We start from the raw sequence: 14749 nt of genomic DNA on the forward strand, positions 1-14749 counted from the left end.
GTCATGCCGGACTTGTTCCGGCATCCATCGTGCCGCTTATCCATCGGCGGTTGCGTTTGCGGAAGCATGGACCCCGGGACGAGCCTGGGGTGACGATGGTTTACGCGTCGACGGTGATGACGCCGCGGCGGATCTGGTCGAGTTCGATGCTCTCGTACAGCGCCTGGAAATTGCCGTTGCCGAAGCCTTCGTTACCTTTGCGCTGGATGATTTCGAAGAAGATCGGGCCGACCATATTCTCGGTGAAGATCTGGAGCAGGATGCCCTCGTTTTCGACGTCGCCGTCGATCAGGATACGGTTCTTCTTGAGCCGCGCCAGATCTTCGCCATGGCCCGGGACGCGCTTGTCGACGAGTTCAAAATAGGTCTCGATCGTGTCCTGCAGCTTGACGCCGCGGTCGCGCAGTTGCTCGACCGTTTCGAAGATGTCGCCGGTCGTCAGCGCGAGGTGCTGGATGCCCTCACCATTGTAATCCTTGATGAATTCCTCGATCTGGCTCTTGTCGTCCTGGCTTTCGTTCAGGGGAATGCGGATCGCCTTGTCGGGGGCGATCATCGCCTGGCTGAACAACCCCGTAGCCTTGCCCTTGATGTCGAAATATTTCTGCTCTTCGAAGCCGAAAATCTGGCCGTAGAATTCCGACCATACGCGCATCTGCCCGCGACGGACGTTGTGGGTGAGGTGATCGAGGATATCGAGCCCGACGTTGTTCTTCGCTTCCGCTTCGGCGGCGCCGGGCACCTGATCCCAGCTGTCGTAGATCGTCCCCTTCGCGCCATGCCGGTCGACGAGGTAGAGCAGCGATCCGCCGATGCCTTCGAGCACCGGAATGTCGCCGAGCGCCGCGCCCGCAGGGCCGGGCTTCGCGCCGCGTTCGATCGCGGCGTCATAGGCAGCCTTGGCATCCTCGACGCGGAACGCCATCGCGCTCGCCGAGGGGCCGTGTTCCTTGCGGAAATCGGCGGCGTGGCCGCTATCTTCGCGGTTGAGGAGCAGGTTGATCCGCCCCTGTTTGTAGCGCGTCACCGCCTTGGTCGGGTGGGTCGAGGCGGGGACGAACCCCATCGCCTCGAACTGCGCGGCGAGCTGCTCGGGATCGGGCGAGGTGAATTCGCAGAATTCGAAGCCGTTGAGGCCCATCGGATTGACGTCGATATGGTCCATGTCGCGACTCCTGATACGGTGAATTAGTATCTGTTGATACCATATCGACCCTGATCTGCCAAATCGGGATCTGCCAAACCGGGTTTTGCCAAACCGGTTGCATCGGATACGATCGGGCAGATGGCCCGGCTCGTTCTCGACGATTTCATTCCGTACCGGTTGTCGGTCGTGTCCAACCTGGTGTCCGACGGTATCGCCAAGACGTACGAGGCGCTGTTCGGGCTCAACATTCCCGAATGGCGGCTTGTCGCGGTGATCGCGGAGAGCGATGGCATCACGCAGCAGGCGATCGGACAGCGGACGCGGATGGACAAGGTCACCGTCAGCCGCGCCGCGATCGCGTTGGTCGAACGCGAACTTCTGACCCGGACCGCGAACCCCGACGATCGCCGCTCGCATTTGTTGCGGTTGAGCGCGGCGGGGGAGGAGCTTTACGCCGCGGTCGCGCCCAAGGCGCTCGACCTGGAGGCGCGGCTGTTCGCGCATTTCGAGCCCGTGGAGGTCGCGCAATTCATGACGATGCTGCGCCGGATCGAGACGCTGGCACGCGATGCCTGACCTGAAACCGTCATCGCACTGGCACGCGACTGTCACCAGGGTGAGACACGCGGGACTTATTCGTATGGCATAGGCTTCGAACGACAGCCGGGAGCCTGCCGATGCCGCCGTTAGAAAATGTCGCCGATATCGCCGATTTCCTGCATTCGACGCCCGCGATTCCCGAACGGATTGTCGAGCGCCGCCGCTATCGCACGATCTGGATCAGCGATGTCCATCTCGGTACGCGCGGCTGCAACGCCGACCTGCTCATCGATTTCCTCGACCATGTCGACAGCGATACGATGTATCTGGTCGGCGACATGATCGACGGGTGGCGGCTGAAGAAGAAGTTCTACTGGCCGGTCGCGCATAACGACGTCGTCTGGCGGCTGCTGAAACGCGCCAAGCGCGGCACCCGCGTCGTCTATATCCCCGGAAACCACGACGAGGTGTTCCGCCAGTTTTCGGGACTCGATTTCGGTGGCGTCTCGATCCGGCGCAAGGCGATCCACGAGACCGCCGACGGCCGCCGCCTGCTGGTGCTCCACGGCGATGAATTCGACGCGATCACGCTCGCGCATCGCTGGCTCGCGTATCTGGGCGACACCGCCTACACCGCGCTGATGGCGGTCAACCGCTGGGTCAATGCCGCACGCCGCCGGATGGGGATGCCCTATTGGTCGCTGTCGAAACACGCCAAGGCCAAGGTCAAGAACGCGGTCGCGTTCATCTCGCAGTTCGAGGAGGTCGTCGCGCATGCCGCGGGCAGCCGCGGGGTCGACGGCGTCGTGTGCGGGCATATCCACACCGCCGAGGCGCGCGAGATCGGTGGCATCCAGTATTTCAACGATGGCGACTGGGTCGAGGGCTGCACCGCGCTGGTCGAGCATCACGACGGGCGGATGGAGTTGCTCCACTGGGCCGACGAGATCGCCGCCCGCACGACCGACGCCGCCATTATCGCCATCGCCGCCTGACCCGGACCGAGAGGACATACGCATGCGCATCGCCATCGTCACCGACGCCTGGACCCCGCAGGTCAACGGCGTCGTTCGCACGCTCGAGGCGGTGCGCCGCGAGCTCGAGGCGCTGGGGCACGAGGTGCTGGTCATCGCGCCCGACAGCTTCGTGTCGATGCCGTGCCCGACCTATCCCGAAATTCGCCTGGCGCTCGCGCGCTCGGCCGTCGTGGGGCGGCGGATCGAGCACTTCGGGGCGGAGGCGATCCATCTCGCGACCGAGGGGCCGATCTGCCTTGCCGCGCGGAAATATTGCCTGCGCCAGGGACTGCCCTTCACCAGCGCCTACCACACCCAATTCCCCGACTATGTCGCGGCACGGACGGGCGCGAACCCGGCGTGGATCTGGCGCTACATCCGCTGGTTCCATGCGCCGGCGCAGGCGGTGCTCGCTTCGACCCCATCGGTGGCGGCGCTGCTGGGCGAGCACGGGATCGACCATATCCGCCCCTGGGGCCGCGGCGTCGATTTCGCGACCTTCGGCACCGACGGCGCGCGCGATCCCGCGGTCATGGCGCTGGGGGGGCCAATCCAGCTTTATGTCGGGCGTGTCGCGGTCGAGAAGAACGTCGAGTCCTTCCTCGCCTGTGCGCATCCCGGCACCAAGGTCGTCGTCGGCGACGGCCCCGCGCGCGCCGACCTCGAGCGGCGGTTTCCCGAGGCGCATTTTCTCGGTGCGCGCCGCGGCGCCGAACTCGCCGCGGCGTATCGCAGCGCGGACGTGCTCGTCTTCCCGAGCCGCACCGACACCTTTGGTCTGGTGATGGCGGAGGCATTGGCGTGCGGCACGCCGGTGGCGGCGTATCCGGTCGCAGGGCCGCTCGACGTCATCGACCACCGGGTCGGCGCGATGGCGGAGAATCTCGATGATGCGATCGCCGATGCGCTGACGCGCCCACGGGCGATCTGTTCGGCGTTTGCCGCACGGTTCAGCTGGCCCGCGAGCGCGCGGCAATTTCTCGACGCGCTGGTGCCGATCGAGCGGGGCGTGCATCTGCTCGCCGCCTGACCGGCACAATTCTGCGACAATTGGGTTTTAGTCGCCGCGCTCCCCAAGTCGAGGCGGCCTGTCCATGCGTATCTTTCTGTTCCTGATCGCCGCGAGCGCTCCCGCCATGGCAAGCGCGCAGCAAGCGCCGCCAACCCAGCAGCCATCCGCCGCAGCGGCGGCCGAGCCCGTGATCTCCGACGAACCCGACATCATCGTCGAGGGGCAGCGCAACCTGCCCGGCGCGGTGATCGGCGACATCCCGCCCGAACAGCAATTGGGTCCATCGGACATCCGCAGCTATGGCGTCAGCTCGGTCGCCGATCTGCTCACCGAACTCGCGCCGCAGACGCAGAGCGGCGTCGGCGGACCGCCGGTGGTGCTGCTCAACGGTAAGCGGATCGCGGGGTTTCGCGAAATCCGCGACATCCCGACCGAGGCGATCGCGCGGGTCGACATCCTGGCCGAAGAGGTCGCACTGAAATACGGCTTTCGCGCCGACCAGAAGGTCGTGAACATCGTCCTGCGTCGTCGCTTTGGCGCGGTGACGGGCGAATTGACCGATCGGATCGCGACCGAGGGCGGGCGCAATGCGCCGCAGGCCGAGCTCGACCTGCTCAAAATCCGCAATAGCGGGCGTTTCCAGCTGCATAGCGAATATAAGTCGTCGTCGGCGCTGACCGAGAGCGAACGCGCCATCGCGGCGCCGGTCGCCGGCGGTACGGCGTCAGCGTTCGACCAGCGCCCGTTTCGGACGCTGCTGCCCTTTTCGCGCGAGCTTCAGACCAACGCGGTCTATGCGCGCAATTTCGGCAATGTGTCGGCGACGTTCAACGGTGCGATCGAATCGAGCGAGAGCAAGGGCTTGAACGGACTTCCCGGCGCGACCTTCCTCGTCCCCGCGACAAGCCCGTTCGCGACCGGCGGCGCGGCGACCAGCGTGTCGGGGGTGTTCGACGGCAGCAGCTTCGTGCCGCTGGCGCAGAATAGCCGGTCGATCACGGGGCATCTGGGCACCACGCTGAACGGCGCGATCGACGGCTGGCAATGGTCGCTGACGGGCGCGTACGATCACGTCGATACGCGCAATTTCAGCGATACCGGCTTCGACGCCACGGCGTATCAGGCGCGAGTCGCCGCGGGCGATCCGATCGCCAACCCGGCGGGGCCGTTCGCGCGGAGCGATCTTGCCGCGCGGTTCTACAACAGCGGCTCGTCGGTCTCGAACGCGGGCAAGGTCGACGCGCTGATCAACGGCTCGCCCTTCTCGCTGCCCGCGGGCGCGGTATCGACCAGCCTGCGGCTGACTGGCGAGACGACCGACCTGTCGAGCCGATCCTATCGTAGCGGGCTGATCCAATCGGGCGATATTTCTCGCCAGCGCGGCAATGCGCAGATCAACATCGACCTGCCGATCACCAGCCGATCGAAGGGGGTGTTGGCGGCGATCGGCGACCTTTCGCTCAACGGCAACGCCGCGATCGAGCAGGTGTCGGATTTCGGTACGCTGACGACCTATGGCTATGGCGCGAACTGGTCGCCGGTGAAGGGCGTCCGCCTGATCGGTTCGGTCAGCGATCAGGACGAAGCGCCGAGCGCGCAGCAACTCGGCAATCCAGTGATCACGACGCCCAATGTGCGCGTGTTCGACTATGTCGCGGGGACGACCGCAACGGCGACGACGATCAGTGGCGGCAATCCTTTTCTCACCGCCGACAACCGCCATGTCGACAAGATCGGGCTGACGCTGAAGCCGTTCGACCAGACCGACCTGACGCTGACCGCCAATTACACGCGCCAGCACACCGATAATCCGATCGCGGGCTTCCCGACCCCGACCGCGGCGATCGAGGCTGCGTTTCCGACGCGGTTCACGCGCGACGAGGCGGGCAATCTGCTGAGGATTGATACGCGCTCGATCAATTATGCGCGCACCGAGAGTTCGAATTTACGCTGGGGCATCAACTTCTCGAAGCGGCTGACGTCGAAGATCCAGAAGGAAATCGAGGCGTATCGCGCCGGAACCGGTCCCAATCCGTTCGCAGGCATGAGTTTTCCCGGACAGCGACGCCGGCGCGACGGCGCGGACGACCAGACGCCGCCGGGCGGCACCACGCCATCGGGGGCAAGATCGGCGAATGCCGGGCAGGCGGGTGCCCCGACGCAGGCCGGCCAGGGTGCGTCGGCTACACCTCAGGCGGGCGAAGGACCGCCGTCGGAAGAGGCCCGCGGTGGCGGGCGCGGTGGTCTTCGCGGCTTTGGCGGACGCGGCGGGGGCGGGCGTGGCGGCGGCGGCGGACGGCTGCAGTTTGCGGTCTATCACACGCTGCACCTGACCGATACGGTGCTCGTCGCGGCTGGCGGGCCACGGCTCGACCTGCTTCATGGCGATGCGATCGGCCAGAATGGCGGGCAGGCGCGCAACGAGGTCGAGGTGCAGGCGGGCTATACCAACAACGGACTCGGCGCGCGGCTATCGGGCAATTACATGCAGGGGACGCGGGTGAACGGCGGCACGCCCGCGAACCCGACCGCGCTCGATTTCGGATCGCTCACGACCTTCAACCTGCGGCTGTTCGGCGATCTGGGCGGGCGGCTCGAATGGGTGAAGGCGCATCCGTTTTTGCGCGGCACGCGGGTGACGCTGTCGTTCGATAATCTGCTCAACTCGCGTCAGCGGGTGACCGATGCGATGGGGGCGACGCCGGTGAGCTTCCAGCCTGATTATCTCGATCCGCTCGGACGGTCGATCCGGTTGAGCATCCGCAAATTGTTCTTCTGAGCTAAAGCCCGATCGCGTTCTCGAGCCACTTCGCCGCCTGTTCGGGCGAGCGTTTGTCGGCGTCGCGATCGACCTGATAGTTGGCGGTGCGCATCGCGTCGACGCCGACGCGCCCGACCAGCGGCTTGAGCGCGGCCAGAAACCGTGCGTCGGCGCGGCGTTTGGGGGCGACGAGCAGGATCGCGTCGTAGCCCGGGATGGCGTGGCGCGGGTCGGTCAACACGGTGAGGTGATCGGCCGCGATCCGTCCGTCGGACGAGAAGGCGGAGATCACGTCGACCCTGCCGCTGGCGAGCGCGCGGTACATGAAGGTGGGGCTGAACGGCGTCGCGCTCGCGAAGCGGAGCGGATAGGCCTTTTTCACCGCGGCCCATTCGGGGCGTTCGAGGAATTCGAGATCGCTGCCCAGCGCGAGGCGCGGCGCGGCAGGAATCAGGTCGGCGAGGCTTGTGATGCCGCGCCGCTTCGCCGCGTCGGTCTTCATCGCGAAGGCATAGGCATTCTCGAACCCCAGCGCGCCGACCAGCCCGACATGGTGCGTCGCGGCGGCCCAGGCCCCGATCGCGGGGACCATCTCGGCGGGCGGCGGAATGTCGTGCCGCTTCATCTCGTTGGTCCAGATCGTGCCCGCGTAATCGACATAGACATCGATATCGCCGCCGGTGACCGCGCCGAAAATCACCGCCGACCCCAGGCCGTCGCGGTACTCCACCCGGTAGCCCGCGTGTTCGAGCTGATCGCCGATGACGCGCGCGAGGATATATTGTTCCGCAAAATTCTTGGCGCCGACGACCACGGTACGCTTGTCCGACCCCTGCGCCCACAGCGGCGCGGTCGCAGCGAGGACGCCCGCCAGCAGCAGCGCCGCGCCGGTGATCCACAGCCCACGGCGGCGGGTCCGCAGCCCGCGCTCGATCAGCCCGATCAGCGCATCGACGCACAGCGCCAACGCCGCAGCCGACACGCAGCCCGCGAGCACCAGCGCCCAGTTCTGCGTCTGGAGGCCCGCGAAGATCAGATCGCCTAGGCTGGGCTGACCGACCGTCGTCGACAGCGTCGCGGCGCCGATCGTCCACACGGCGGCAGTGCGGATGCCCGCGATCAGCACTGGCGCGACGAGTGGGGCCTCGACGAGGCGGAGCTTCTGCGCGGGGGTCATGCCCACCGCGTCGGCGGCCTGGCGCACCGCGGGATCGATCCCCTCGAGCCCCGCGACCCCGTTCCTGAGAATCGGCAGCAGCGCGTACAGCGTCAGCGCGATCAGCGAGGGCAGGAAGCCGAGTGCCGGAATGCCGCCACCGACGACGCCCGACAGCCACAGCAGCAGCGGATAGAAGAGCGCGAGCAGCGCGAGGCTGGGGATTGTCTGGACGAGGCTCGCGAAGCCGAGCGCAAGGCGCGACACGCCTTCGTTGCGCGACGACCAGACCGCGAGCGGCAGGCTGATCGCGATTCCGATCAGCAGCGCCGCGCCCGCGAGCAGGACGTGCTGGGCCAGCAGCGGGGGTACGCGGGTAAGGGCATCGAGGAAGGGGGTCATCGTAGCGGCCCTCTCCCCGTTCGTGCTGAGCCTGTCGAAGCACGGTGAGACACGAAACCGCTGTCGCGCGACTGCCCTTCGACAGGCTCAGGGCGAACGGTTGATGCCCTCACTCTGCCAACGCCCTGAGCCGCTCGGCCTGTTCGCGCGGGACCGCGACCAGCGCCTGTGCCTCCTCGCCGCCGCCGCCGCTTGCGAGCTGCGCGGGGGTCGCGTCTGCCACGATCCGCCCGTTGCTCATGACCAGCACCCGGTCCGCGAGCAGCAGCGCCTCCGCCATGTCGTGCGTCACCAACACGGTCGTCAGGCCGAGATCGGCGTGCAGCCGCCGGATTTCGGTTCCCAAGGCGTCGCGGGTGACGGGATCGAGCGCGCCGAATGCCTCGTCGAGGAGCAGAAGCTTGGCGCCCGGCGCGAGCGCGCGGGCGATGCCGACGCGCTGGCGCTGGCCGCCCGACAGTTCGTCGGGCATGCGGTCGGCGACATCGCGCGGCAATTCGACCTGATCGAGCGCTGCACCGATATCGACGGTGTCGCCCGCGATCCGCGCGCCGATCGCGATGTTTTCCGCCACCGTCATGTGCGGGAACAGCCCGACGCCCTGGAAGACATAACCGATCCGCCGCCTGAGCGTGGGGGCGGGGCCGTCCGCGACATCCCGGCCATCGATCGTCACGCGGCCCTCGGTCGGTTCGATCAGCCGGTTGATCATCTTGAGCAAGGTCGATTTGCCCGATCCCGATGCGCCGACGAGCGCGACGAAGCTGCCGCCGGCGATGGCGAGCGACACCGCATCGACCGCCACGGTCTGCCCGAACCGTTTGGTTAGGTTGTCGAACGCAATCGAATTGGCTGGCATCGGTAAGAACGATGGGCGATGCAGCGCCACCCGTCAAACGATACGCAGGAGCGACGCATGAGCGAGGTCAAGGCGATTTTCATCACCGGTGGCGGATCGGGGATTGGGCGCGCGACCGCGCGGCTGTTCGCGCAGCGCGGCTGGCGGGTCGGGATCGCGGACGTCAACGCCGCAGGACTTGCGGAGACGATCGCGCTGATGGGCGGCGGCATGGCGCAAAGCTATGTCATGGACGTCCGCGACCGCGAGGCATGGGTGGCGCACCTCGACAGCTTCACGACCGTGAGCGGGGGGCGGCTCGACGTGTTGTTCAACAACGCTGGGATCGGCACCGGCGGGCCGCTCGCCGAGGCGGATTTCGACGAACTCGACCGGACCGTCGCGATCAACCTGATGGGCGTGATCAACGGCGCGCGGATCGGGTACGCCTATCTGGCGAAGTCGCGCGGGTGCCTGCTCAACACCGCGTCTGCCTCTGCGATCTACGGCTCGTCGGGGCTCGCGACCTATTCGGCGACCAAGTTCGGGGTGCGTGCGCTAACCGAGGCGCTCGACGGCGAATGGCATGGGGCGGGCGTCAGGGTGCGCGACATTATTCCGGGCTTCATCGAAACCCCGCTGCTCGACGGGATTGCGGGTCGGACCAACCGGTCGATCCGTGAAAGCGTAATCGCGGCCGGGCTGGAACTGACGAGCGCCGACACGGTCGCTGAAGCCGCGTGGGATGCAGTGCACGGGACCAAGGTCCACACCTATGTCGGCAAGACCGCACACCGGCTGGCTTTTGCGGCGCGGTGGATGCCTGGATCGCTGCGCAAGCGGATGCAGCGCGGGCTCGGCAGCGAAGGCTAATCCTCGCCGAGCACGCCGTCGATCGCCTCGGCCAATTCGATGTCGCGTTCCGACAGGCCGCCCGCGTCGTGCGTCGTCAGCAGTATGTCGACGCGATTATAGACGTTTTTCCATTCGGGATGATGATCCGCCTTCTCGGCGAGCATCGCGACCTGGGTCATGAAGCCGAACGCTTCGACGAAATCGGAGAAGACGATCGTCCGGGTGATTGCGTCGCGCGAGTCGTCGTAATCCCATTCGGCCAGGCCATCGAGTGCCTCGGCGCGTTCGGTGTCGTTGAGGGGTTCGATCGCCGCCATCGCTCATTCCTTGCCGCTGTGAAGCAACCACGGGTATGGCTAGCGCCATGACCCGGCAAGCCCCCATCGGTGAAGCGCCCGACGCCGATGCGATGGAGGCGATCGCGCGCGCCACCATCGCGCGGCTGCCGGACGCATTCCGCGCGCATCTCGGCGATGTCGTGCTGATCGTCGAAGAGTATGCCGATGACGAGACGCTGAAAGCATTGGGGATCGACCATCCGCTCGAGCTCAGCGGGCTTTATCACGGACGCCCGGTGGGGGATAAATCGTCGATGGAATCGGGCGCGCTGCCCGATCGCATCCATCTCTATCGCCAGGCGATCCTTGCCGAATGGTGCGAAACCGGGGTGCGGTTCGACGATCTGGTCGCGCATGTGACGATCCACGAGATCGGGCATCATTTCGGGCTGAGCGACGCCGACATGCACGCGCTTGAAGAGTCGGTCGCGGATTGACCGCGCTCCGCTTCGAGCAGGTGGCGGGCGCGCGCGGGGGGCGGGCGTTGTTCGCCGACGTCTCGTTCGACCTGGCGCCGGGCGATGCCGCGCTGGTCAGCGGCCCCAACGGCGTCGGCAAATCGACGCTGGTGCGGATCGCGGCGGGGCTGCTTGCGGGGGCGGCGGGGGCGGTGACGCGCGTGGGGGACGTCGCGCTGCTGACCGAGGCACATGCGCTCGACCCGGAACGGCGGCTCGGCGAGGCGCTCGGCTTCTGGGTCGGCAACCACCGCGCGTTGCCCGCGCTCGATGCGCTGGGGCTGGGCGAGATGGCCGACGCGCCGGTCCGCATCCTGTCGACCGGGCAGCGGCGCCGGGCGGCGATCGCGCGCATCCTGGCAAGCGACGCGTCGATCTGGCTGCTCGACGAACCCGCCAATGGTCTCGACACCGGCGCGGTCGAAGTGGTCGAGACGCTGATCGCGGGACATCGTGCGGCGGGAGGGATCGCGCTGGTCGCGACGCACCAGCCGATTACGATGATCGGCGCAACGTCGATCGCGCTCGGCGGTCGGCCATGATCCCCGCGCTGATCCTGCGCGATGCGCGCCGGGCCTATACGGGCGGGGGCGCGACGCTGGTCGTCGCGTTCTTCCTGTTGGTGACCACCTTGTTCCCGTTCGCGATCGGGCCGGATACCGCGTTGCTGGCGCGGGTCGGTGGCGGGGTGATCTGGGCGGCGGCGCTGCTTGCGGCATTGTTGCCGGTCGAGCGACTGGTCGGTCCCGATCTCGATGCGGGGGTGCTCGATCAACTGGCGGTGCGCGGGGTGTCGATGGCAGCGACCGCGGCGGCGAAGATGGTCGCGCACTGGCTCGCCTTCGCGCCACCGCTGATGCTCGCGACGATCGTCGCCGCCGCGCTGCTCGACCTGCCCGTCGCGACGCTGATGACGGTCGAGGCGGGGCTGGCGATCGGCACGCCGGGGCTTGCCGCGCTCGCGGTGGCGACGGGCGCACTGGTCGCGGGGCTGCGCGGTGCGGGCGCGATCGCGGGGCTGGTGATGCTGCCGCTCGCGATCCCGCTGCTGATTTTCGGCGCGGGTGCGATCGAGGGCGGTCCCAGCGCGTTGAAATTGCTCGCCGCGGTCAGCCTGATGCTGGCCGCGGGCGCGCCGTTCGTCGCGGGCGCGGCGATCCGCGCAGGAATGGACTAAGCCGCGAACGCCTCGGGTTCGAGCGCGTAGAGCACGTCGGCGCTTGCACTCGCCGCCGCGTCGAGACCCAGCGCTTCGGGGACGATCTGATCGAGGTAGAAGCGCACCGACGCCGCCTTCATCCGCCCGAATTCGCTGTCGGGCACCGCGCGCCCTTCGCGCTCCATCAGCCAGCCGCAGGTCGCGACCGACAGCATCGTCAAGAACGGATAGCTCGCCGCAAGCCGGTCGTCGGCATCGGCGGTCTGGAGCCGTCGCCCGATCGCGTCGCAAGCATCAATAAGGGTGATCAGGCGTTCATGCTTGGCCTCGCTGCGCATGTCGGCGATCAGCGCGGCGAACGCGCCGTCCCCGTCTTGATTGTGCCCGAGTCCGAGCTTGCGGCCGACCAGATCGGCGGCCTGGATGCCGTTGGTGCCTTCGTAGATCGGGGTGATCCGCGCCTCGCGGAAATATTGCGCCGCGCCGGTTTCCTCGATGAAACCCATGCCGCCATGGACTTGGATGCCGAGGCTGGCGACCTCGTTGCCGAGATCGGTACCGTGCGCCTTGGCGAGCGGGGTCACGACCTCGAGCCGGTTCATCGCGCCGTCTTCGCCCAGCGTCGCGCGATCGACCTGCCCCGCGGCGTAATAGACCAGCGCGCGCGCCGCCTGGGTCTGCGCCTTCATCCGCATCAGCATGCGGCGAACGTCGGGATGGTCGATGATCGCGACAGGCGATTTGTCGGGCGATCCGGCGCGGGCGCTCTGGATCCGCTCGCGCGCATAGGCGACCGCTGCCTGCGTAGCACCTTCCGCGATCTGGACGCCCTGAAGCCCGACGTTGAGGCGCGCGTTGTTCATCATCGTGAACATCGCGCGCATCCCGCCATGTTCCGCGCCGATCAGTTCGCCGATGCAATCGTCGTGGTCGCCGAAGCTCAGCACGCACGTTGGAGACGCATGGAGCCCCATCTTGTGCTCGATCGACACCACGCGGACGTCGTTGAAATCGCCGGGCTTGCCGTCGGCGTCGAGCCGGTATTTGGGGACGAGGAACAGCGAAATCCCGCGCGTCCCTTCGGGGGCGCCGGGGGTCCGAGCGAGGACGAGGTGGACGATGTTCTTCGCCATGTCGTGGTCGCCGAACGAGATGTAGATCTTGGTGCCCTTGATCGACCATGTTCCGTCGCCGCGCGGGGTCGCCTGGGTACGCAGCGCGCCGACGTCGCTGCCCGCCTGCGGTTCGGTGAGGTTCATCGTGCCGGTCCACGCGCCGGTCGCGAGATGCGGGAGGTAGAGCGCCTGCTGCTCGGGCGACCCGTGATGGCTGAGCGCCTCGATCGCGCCGACGGTCAGCGTCGGGCACAGTGCGAACCCCATGTTCGCTGATCCCAGCGTGTCGAGCACCGCGGTCTGGAGTGCGAAGGGCAGGCCTTGGCCGCCGAATTCCTCGGGCACGCCGATCGTCCCCCAGCCGCCGTCGACGTAATCCTGATACGCCGCGACGAAGCCGTCGGGCATCACGACGCCATCGGGGGTCCATTTCGCGCCGATGGTATCGCCGATGCGGTTCAACGGCGCCCATTCGCCTGCCGCAAGTGCGCCAGCGCCTTCGAGCACCGCATCGATGACATCATCGCTCGCAGCCGCGAACCGGTCGGTCGCGCCGAGTTCGCCGATCGCGACGATCCGGTCGAGGACGAACCGTTGTTCGGTGATGGCGGGGGTGAAGGGCATTGTTTCTCTCCTGGTATCGGGGCGCTATAGCGGCCCGCGATGACTCCACAAATCCGCAGCTATGACGACGACGTGATCGCCGCCGCCGCCGCGATCATCGGGGGCGGCGGGATCGTCGCGGTGCCGACCGAGACGGTGTACGGCCTGGCCGCCGATGCGACCAACGCCGCTGCGGTCGCGCGGATCTATGCGGCGAAGGGGCGACCGGCGTTCAATCCGCTGATCGTCCACGTTGCCGATCTGGCAGCGGCGGAGCGGATTGCGGTGTTCGGCGATGACGCGCGCGCGCTGGCGGCGGCGTTCTGGCCGGGGCCACTGACGTTGGTGTTGCCGGTACGCGCGGAGGCAGGGGTCGCGGCGCTGGTCATCGCCGGGCTCGACACGATCGCGGTGCGGGTGCCGCGTCATCGCGCGATGCAGGCGCTGCTCGCGGCGACGGGGGTGCCGCTCGCGGCGCCTAGCTCGAATGCGAGCAATGGCATCAGCCCGACCCGCGCCGCGCATGTCGCGAGCAGTTTGGGGGGGCGGGTGCCGCTGATCATCGACGACGGCGCGTGCGCGGCAGGGCTCGAATCGACGATCGTCGCCGGACGGACGATCTTGCGGCCGGGGCCGATCACAGCGGAGCAACTGACACGTGCGTTCCCCCGCGGAGGCGGGGGGCCAGCTTCGACTTCCGAGCTGTACCCCCGCCTCCGCGGGGGAACGCTCATCGCGCCCGGCCAGCTTGCCAGTCACTACGCGCCGTCGAAACCGCTGCGGCTCGATGCCGCACTTGCGAACCCCGACGAATATCTGATCGGCTTCGGCGTGATCGAGGGTGACGAGAATCTGTCGCGCAGTGCCGATTTGGCCGAAGCCGCCACGCGGCTGTTCGATGCGCTCCATCGCGCGGACGCCGCGCCACAACCGCGAATTGCAACCGCCCCGATCCCGCATGACGGAATCGGGGCGGCGATCAACGATCGATTGAAGCGCGCGGCGACGCGTTAGCGGACCGCGGCGGCTTGGTTGGCGACGATTTCGTCCTTCTGGGCATTGCTCATCGCCTGCGCATTAATGTCGGCGGCATCAATCGCATCGGCGCGCTGTTCGCCGATGTCCCGCGTCCGATCGGCACGATCCTCCAAGTTGCTCGCCATTGCCTCCATCTGGTCGGCGCGGTTATCCGCTGCATCCTCGACGCGTCCGGCGAGTTTGTCGTCACCATTGCCGCCACAGGCCGCTAAAGGTGCGGTCAGCAAGGCAAGGCATGCCAGCGCAAGGATCGGTTTCATGTTTAGTCCCCAGTAATTTCGTTCACTTAAGATAATTAAACAGGGGGTGTC

15 protein-coding genes are annotated in these 14749 nt (G+C 67.2%); 9 read left to right on the top strand and 6 right to left on the bottom strand.

Annotated elements, in window-relative coordinates:
* Positions 1–100 precede the first annotated feature (100 nt).
* Positions 101–1165, bottom strand: a complete 1065-nt coding sequence (gene hppD / locus EAH84_RS12115) for a 4-hydroxyphenylpyruvate dioxygenase (RefSeq protein ID WP_140872275.1) — start codon at positions 1163–1165, stop codon at positions 101–103.
* 120 nt (positions 1166–1285) lie between these two features.
* On the opposite strand from hppD, the gene EAH84_RS12120 reads away from it, so the two are divergent.
* From EAH84_RS12120 to EAH84_RS12135, 4 genes are all read left to right on the top strand, one after another.
* Positions 1286–1723, top strand: coding sequence for a MarR family winged helix-turn-helix transcriptional regulator (locus EAH84_RS12120; protein WP_140872276.1), 438 nt, complete (start codon positions 1286–1288; stop codon positions 1721–1723).
* Between the two features lie 101 nt (positions 1724–1824).
* The gene (locus EAH84_RS12125) at positions 1825–2682 is read left to right on the top strand and encodes a UDP-2,3-diacylglucosamine diphosphatase (protein ID WP_140872277.1); all 858 of its coding nucleotides are present in this window, start codon (positions 1825–1827) and stop codon (positions 2680–2682) included.
* Between the two features lie 22 nt (positions 2683–2704).
* Positions 2705–3733: a glycosyltransferase family 4 protein gene (locus EAH84_RS12130; protein ID WP_140872278.1), complete on the top strand. Its 1029-nt coding sequence runs from the start codon at positions 2705–2707 to the stop codon at positions 3731–3733.
* Positions 3734–3797: 64 nt separating this feature from the next.
* Entirely contained in the window at positions 3798–6494 is a 2697-nt protein-coding gene (locus tag EAH84_RS12135; RefSeq protein WP_140872279.1) for a TonB-dependent receptor, read from the top strand.
* Between the two features lies 1 nt (position 6495).
* On the opposite strand, the gene EAH84_RS12140 is transcribed toward EAH84_RS12135, so the two are convergent.
* Both EAH84_RS12140 and EAH84_RS12145 read right to left on the bottom strand, forming a co-directional pair.
* Complete coding sequence (locus EAH84_RS12140) at positions 6496–8034, bottom strand: ABC transporter permease/substrate-binding protein (protein ID WP_140872280.1); 1539 nt, start codon at positions 8032–8034, stop codon at positions 6496–6498.
* Between the two features lie 109 nt (positions 8035–8143).
* On the bottom strand, positions 8144–8893 hold the full coding sequence (locus EAH84_RS12145; RefSeq protein ID WP_140872281.1) for an ATP-binding cassette domain-containing protein: 750 nt from the start codon (positions 8891–8893) through the stop codon (positions 8144–8146).
* 57 nt (positions 8894–8950) lie between these two features.
* Here EAH84_RS12145 and EAH84_RS12150 point away from each other — a divergent pair, with 57 nt between their 5' ends.
* On the top strand, positions 8951–9745 hold the full coding sequence (locus EAH84_RS12150; RefSeq protein WP_140872282.1) for an SDR family oxidoreductase: 795 nt from the start codon (positions 8951–8953) through the stop codon (positions 9743–9745).
* On the opposite strand, the gene EAH84_RS12155 is transcribed toward EAH84_RS12150, so the two are convergent.
* Positions 9742–10044 carry a 4a-hydroxytetrahydrobiopterin dehydratase gene (locus EAH84_RS12155; protein ID WP_140872283.1) on the bottom strand — a complete coding sequence of 101 codons (303 nt, stop codon included), beginning with the start codon at positions 10042–10044 and terminating at the stop codon, positions 9742–9744. The two genes, EAH84_RS12150 and EAH84_RS12155, sit on opposite strands and share 4 nt — an antisense overlap.
* 47 nt (positions 10045–10091) lie before the next feature.
* Here EAH84_RS12155 and EAH84_RS12160 point away from each other — a divergent pair, with 47 nt between their 5' ends.
* The 3 genes from EAH84_RS12160 to EAH84_RS12170 are packed head-to-tail and all read left to right on the top strand — an operon-like array spanning position 10092 to position 11700.
* Positions 10092–10502, top strand: coding sequence for a metallopeptidase family protein (locus EAH84_RS12160; RefSeq protein ID WP_241656583.1), 411 nt, complete (start codon positions 10092–10094; stop codon positions 10500–10502).
* Positions 10499–11065 carry a heme ABC exporter ATP-binding protein CcmA gene (ccmA, locus tag EAH84_RS12165; protein WP_140872285.1) on the top strand — a complete coding sequence of 189 codons (567 nt, stop codon included), beginning with the start codon at positions 10499–10501 and terminating at the stop codon, positions 11063–11065. The genes EAH84_RS12160 and ccmA overlap by 4 nt, the downstream gene beginning before the upstream one ends.
* Positions 11062–11700 (top strand): heme exporter protein CcmB, encoded by a 639-nt coding sequence (locus EAH84_RS12170; protein ID WP_140872286.1) that lies wholly within the window; start codon positions 11062–11064, stop codon positions 11698–11700. Before ccmA ends, EAH84_RS12170 begins: the two co-directional genes overlap by 4 nt.
* On the opposite strand, the gene EAH84_RS12175 is transcribed toward EAH84_RS12170, so the two are convergent.
* Positions 11697–13421, bottom strand: coding sequence for an acyl-CoA dehydrogenase (locus EAH84_RS12175; protein WP_140872287.1), 1725 nt, complete (start codon positions 13419–13421; stop codon positions 11697–11699). The genes EAH84_RS12170 and EAH84_RS12175 overlap by 4 nt on opposite strands.
* Before the next feature lie 39 nt (positions 13422–13460).
* Between EAH84_RS12175 and EAH84_RS12180 the strand changes: the two genes are divergently transcribed.
* Positions 13461–14414 carry an L-threonylcarbamoyladenylate synthase gene (locus EAH84_RS12180; RefSeq protein WP_140872288.1) on the top strand — a complete coding sequence of 318 codons (954 nt, stop codon included), beginning with the start codon at positions 13461–13463 and terminating at the stop codon, positions 14412–14414.
* On the opposite strand, the gene EAH84_RS12185 is transcribed toward EAH84_RS12180, so the two are convergent.
* Positions 14411–14698, bottom strand: coding sequence for a hypothetical protein (locus tag EAH84_RS12185; protein WP_140872289.1), 288 nt, complete (start codon positions 14696–14698; stop codon positions 14411–14413). The genes EAH84_RS12180 and EAH84_RS12185 overlap by 4 nt on opposite strands.
* Between the last annotated feature and the right edge of the window lie 51 nt (positions 14699–14749).

The organism is Sphingomonas oligophenolica, from assembly GCF_006438955.1.
Lineage (GTDB): Bacteria > Pseudomonadota > Alphaproteobacteria > Sphingomonadales > Sphingomonadaceae > Sphingomonas > Sphingomonas oligophenolica_A.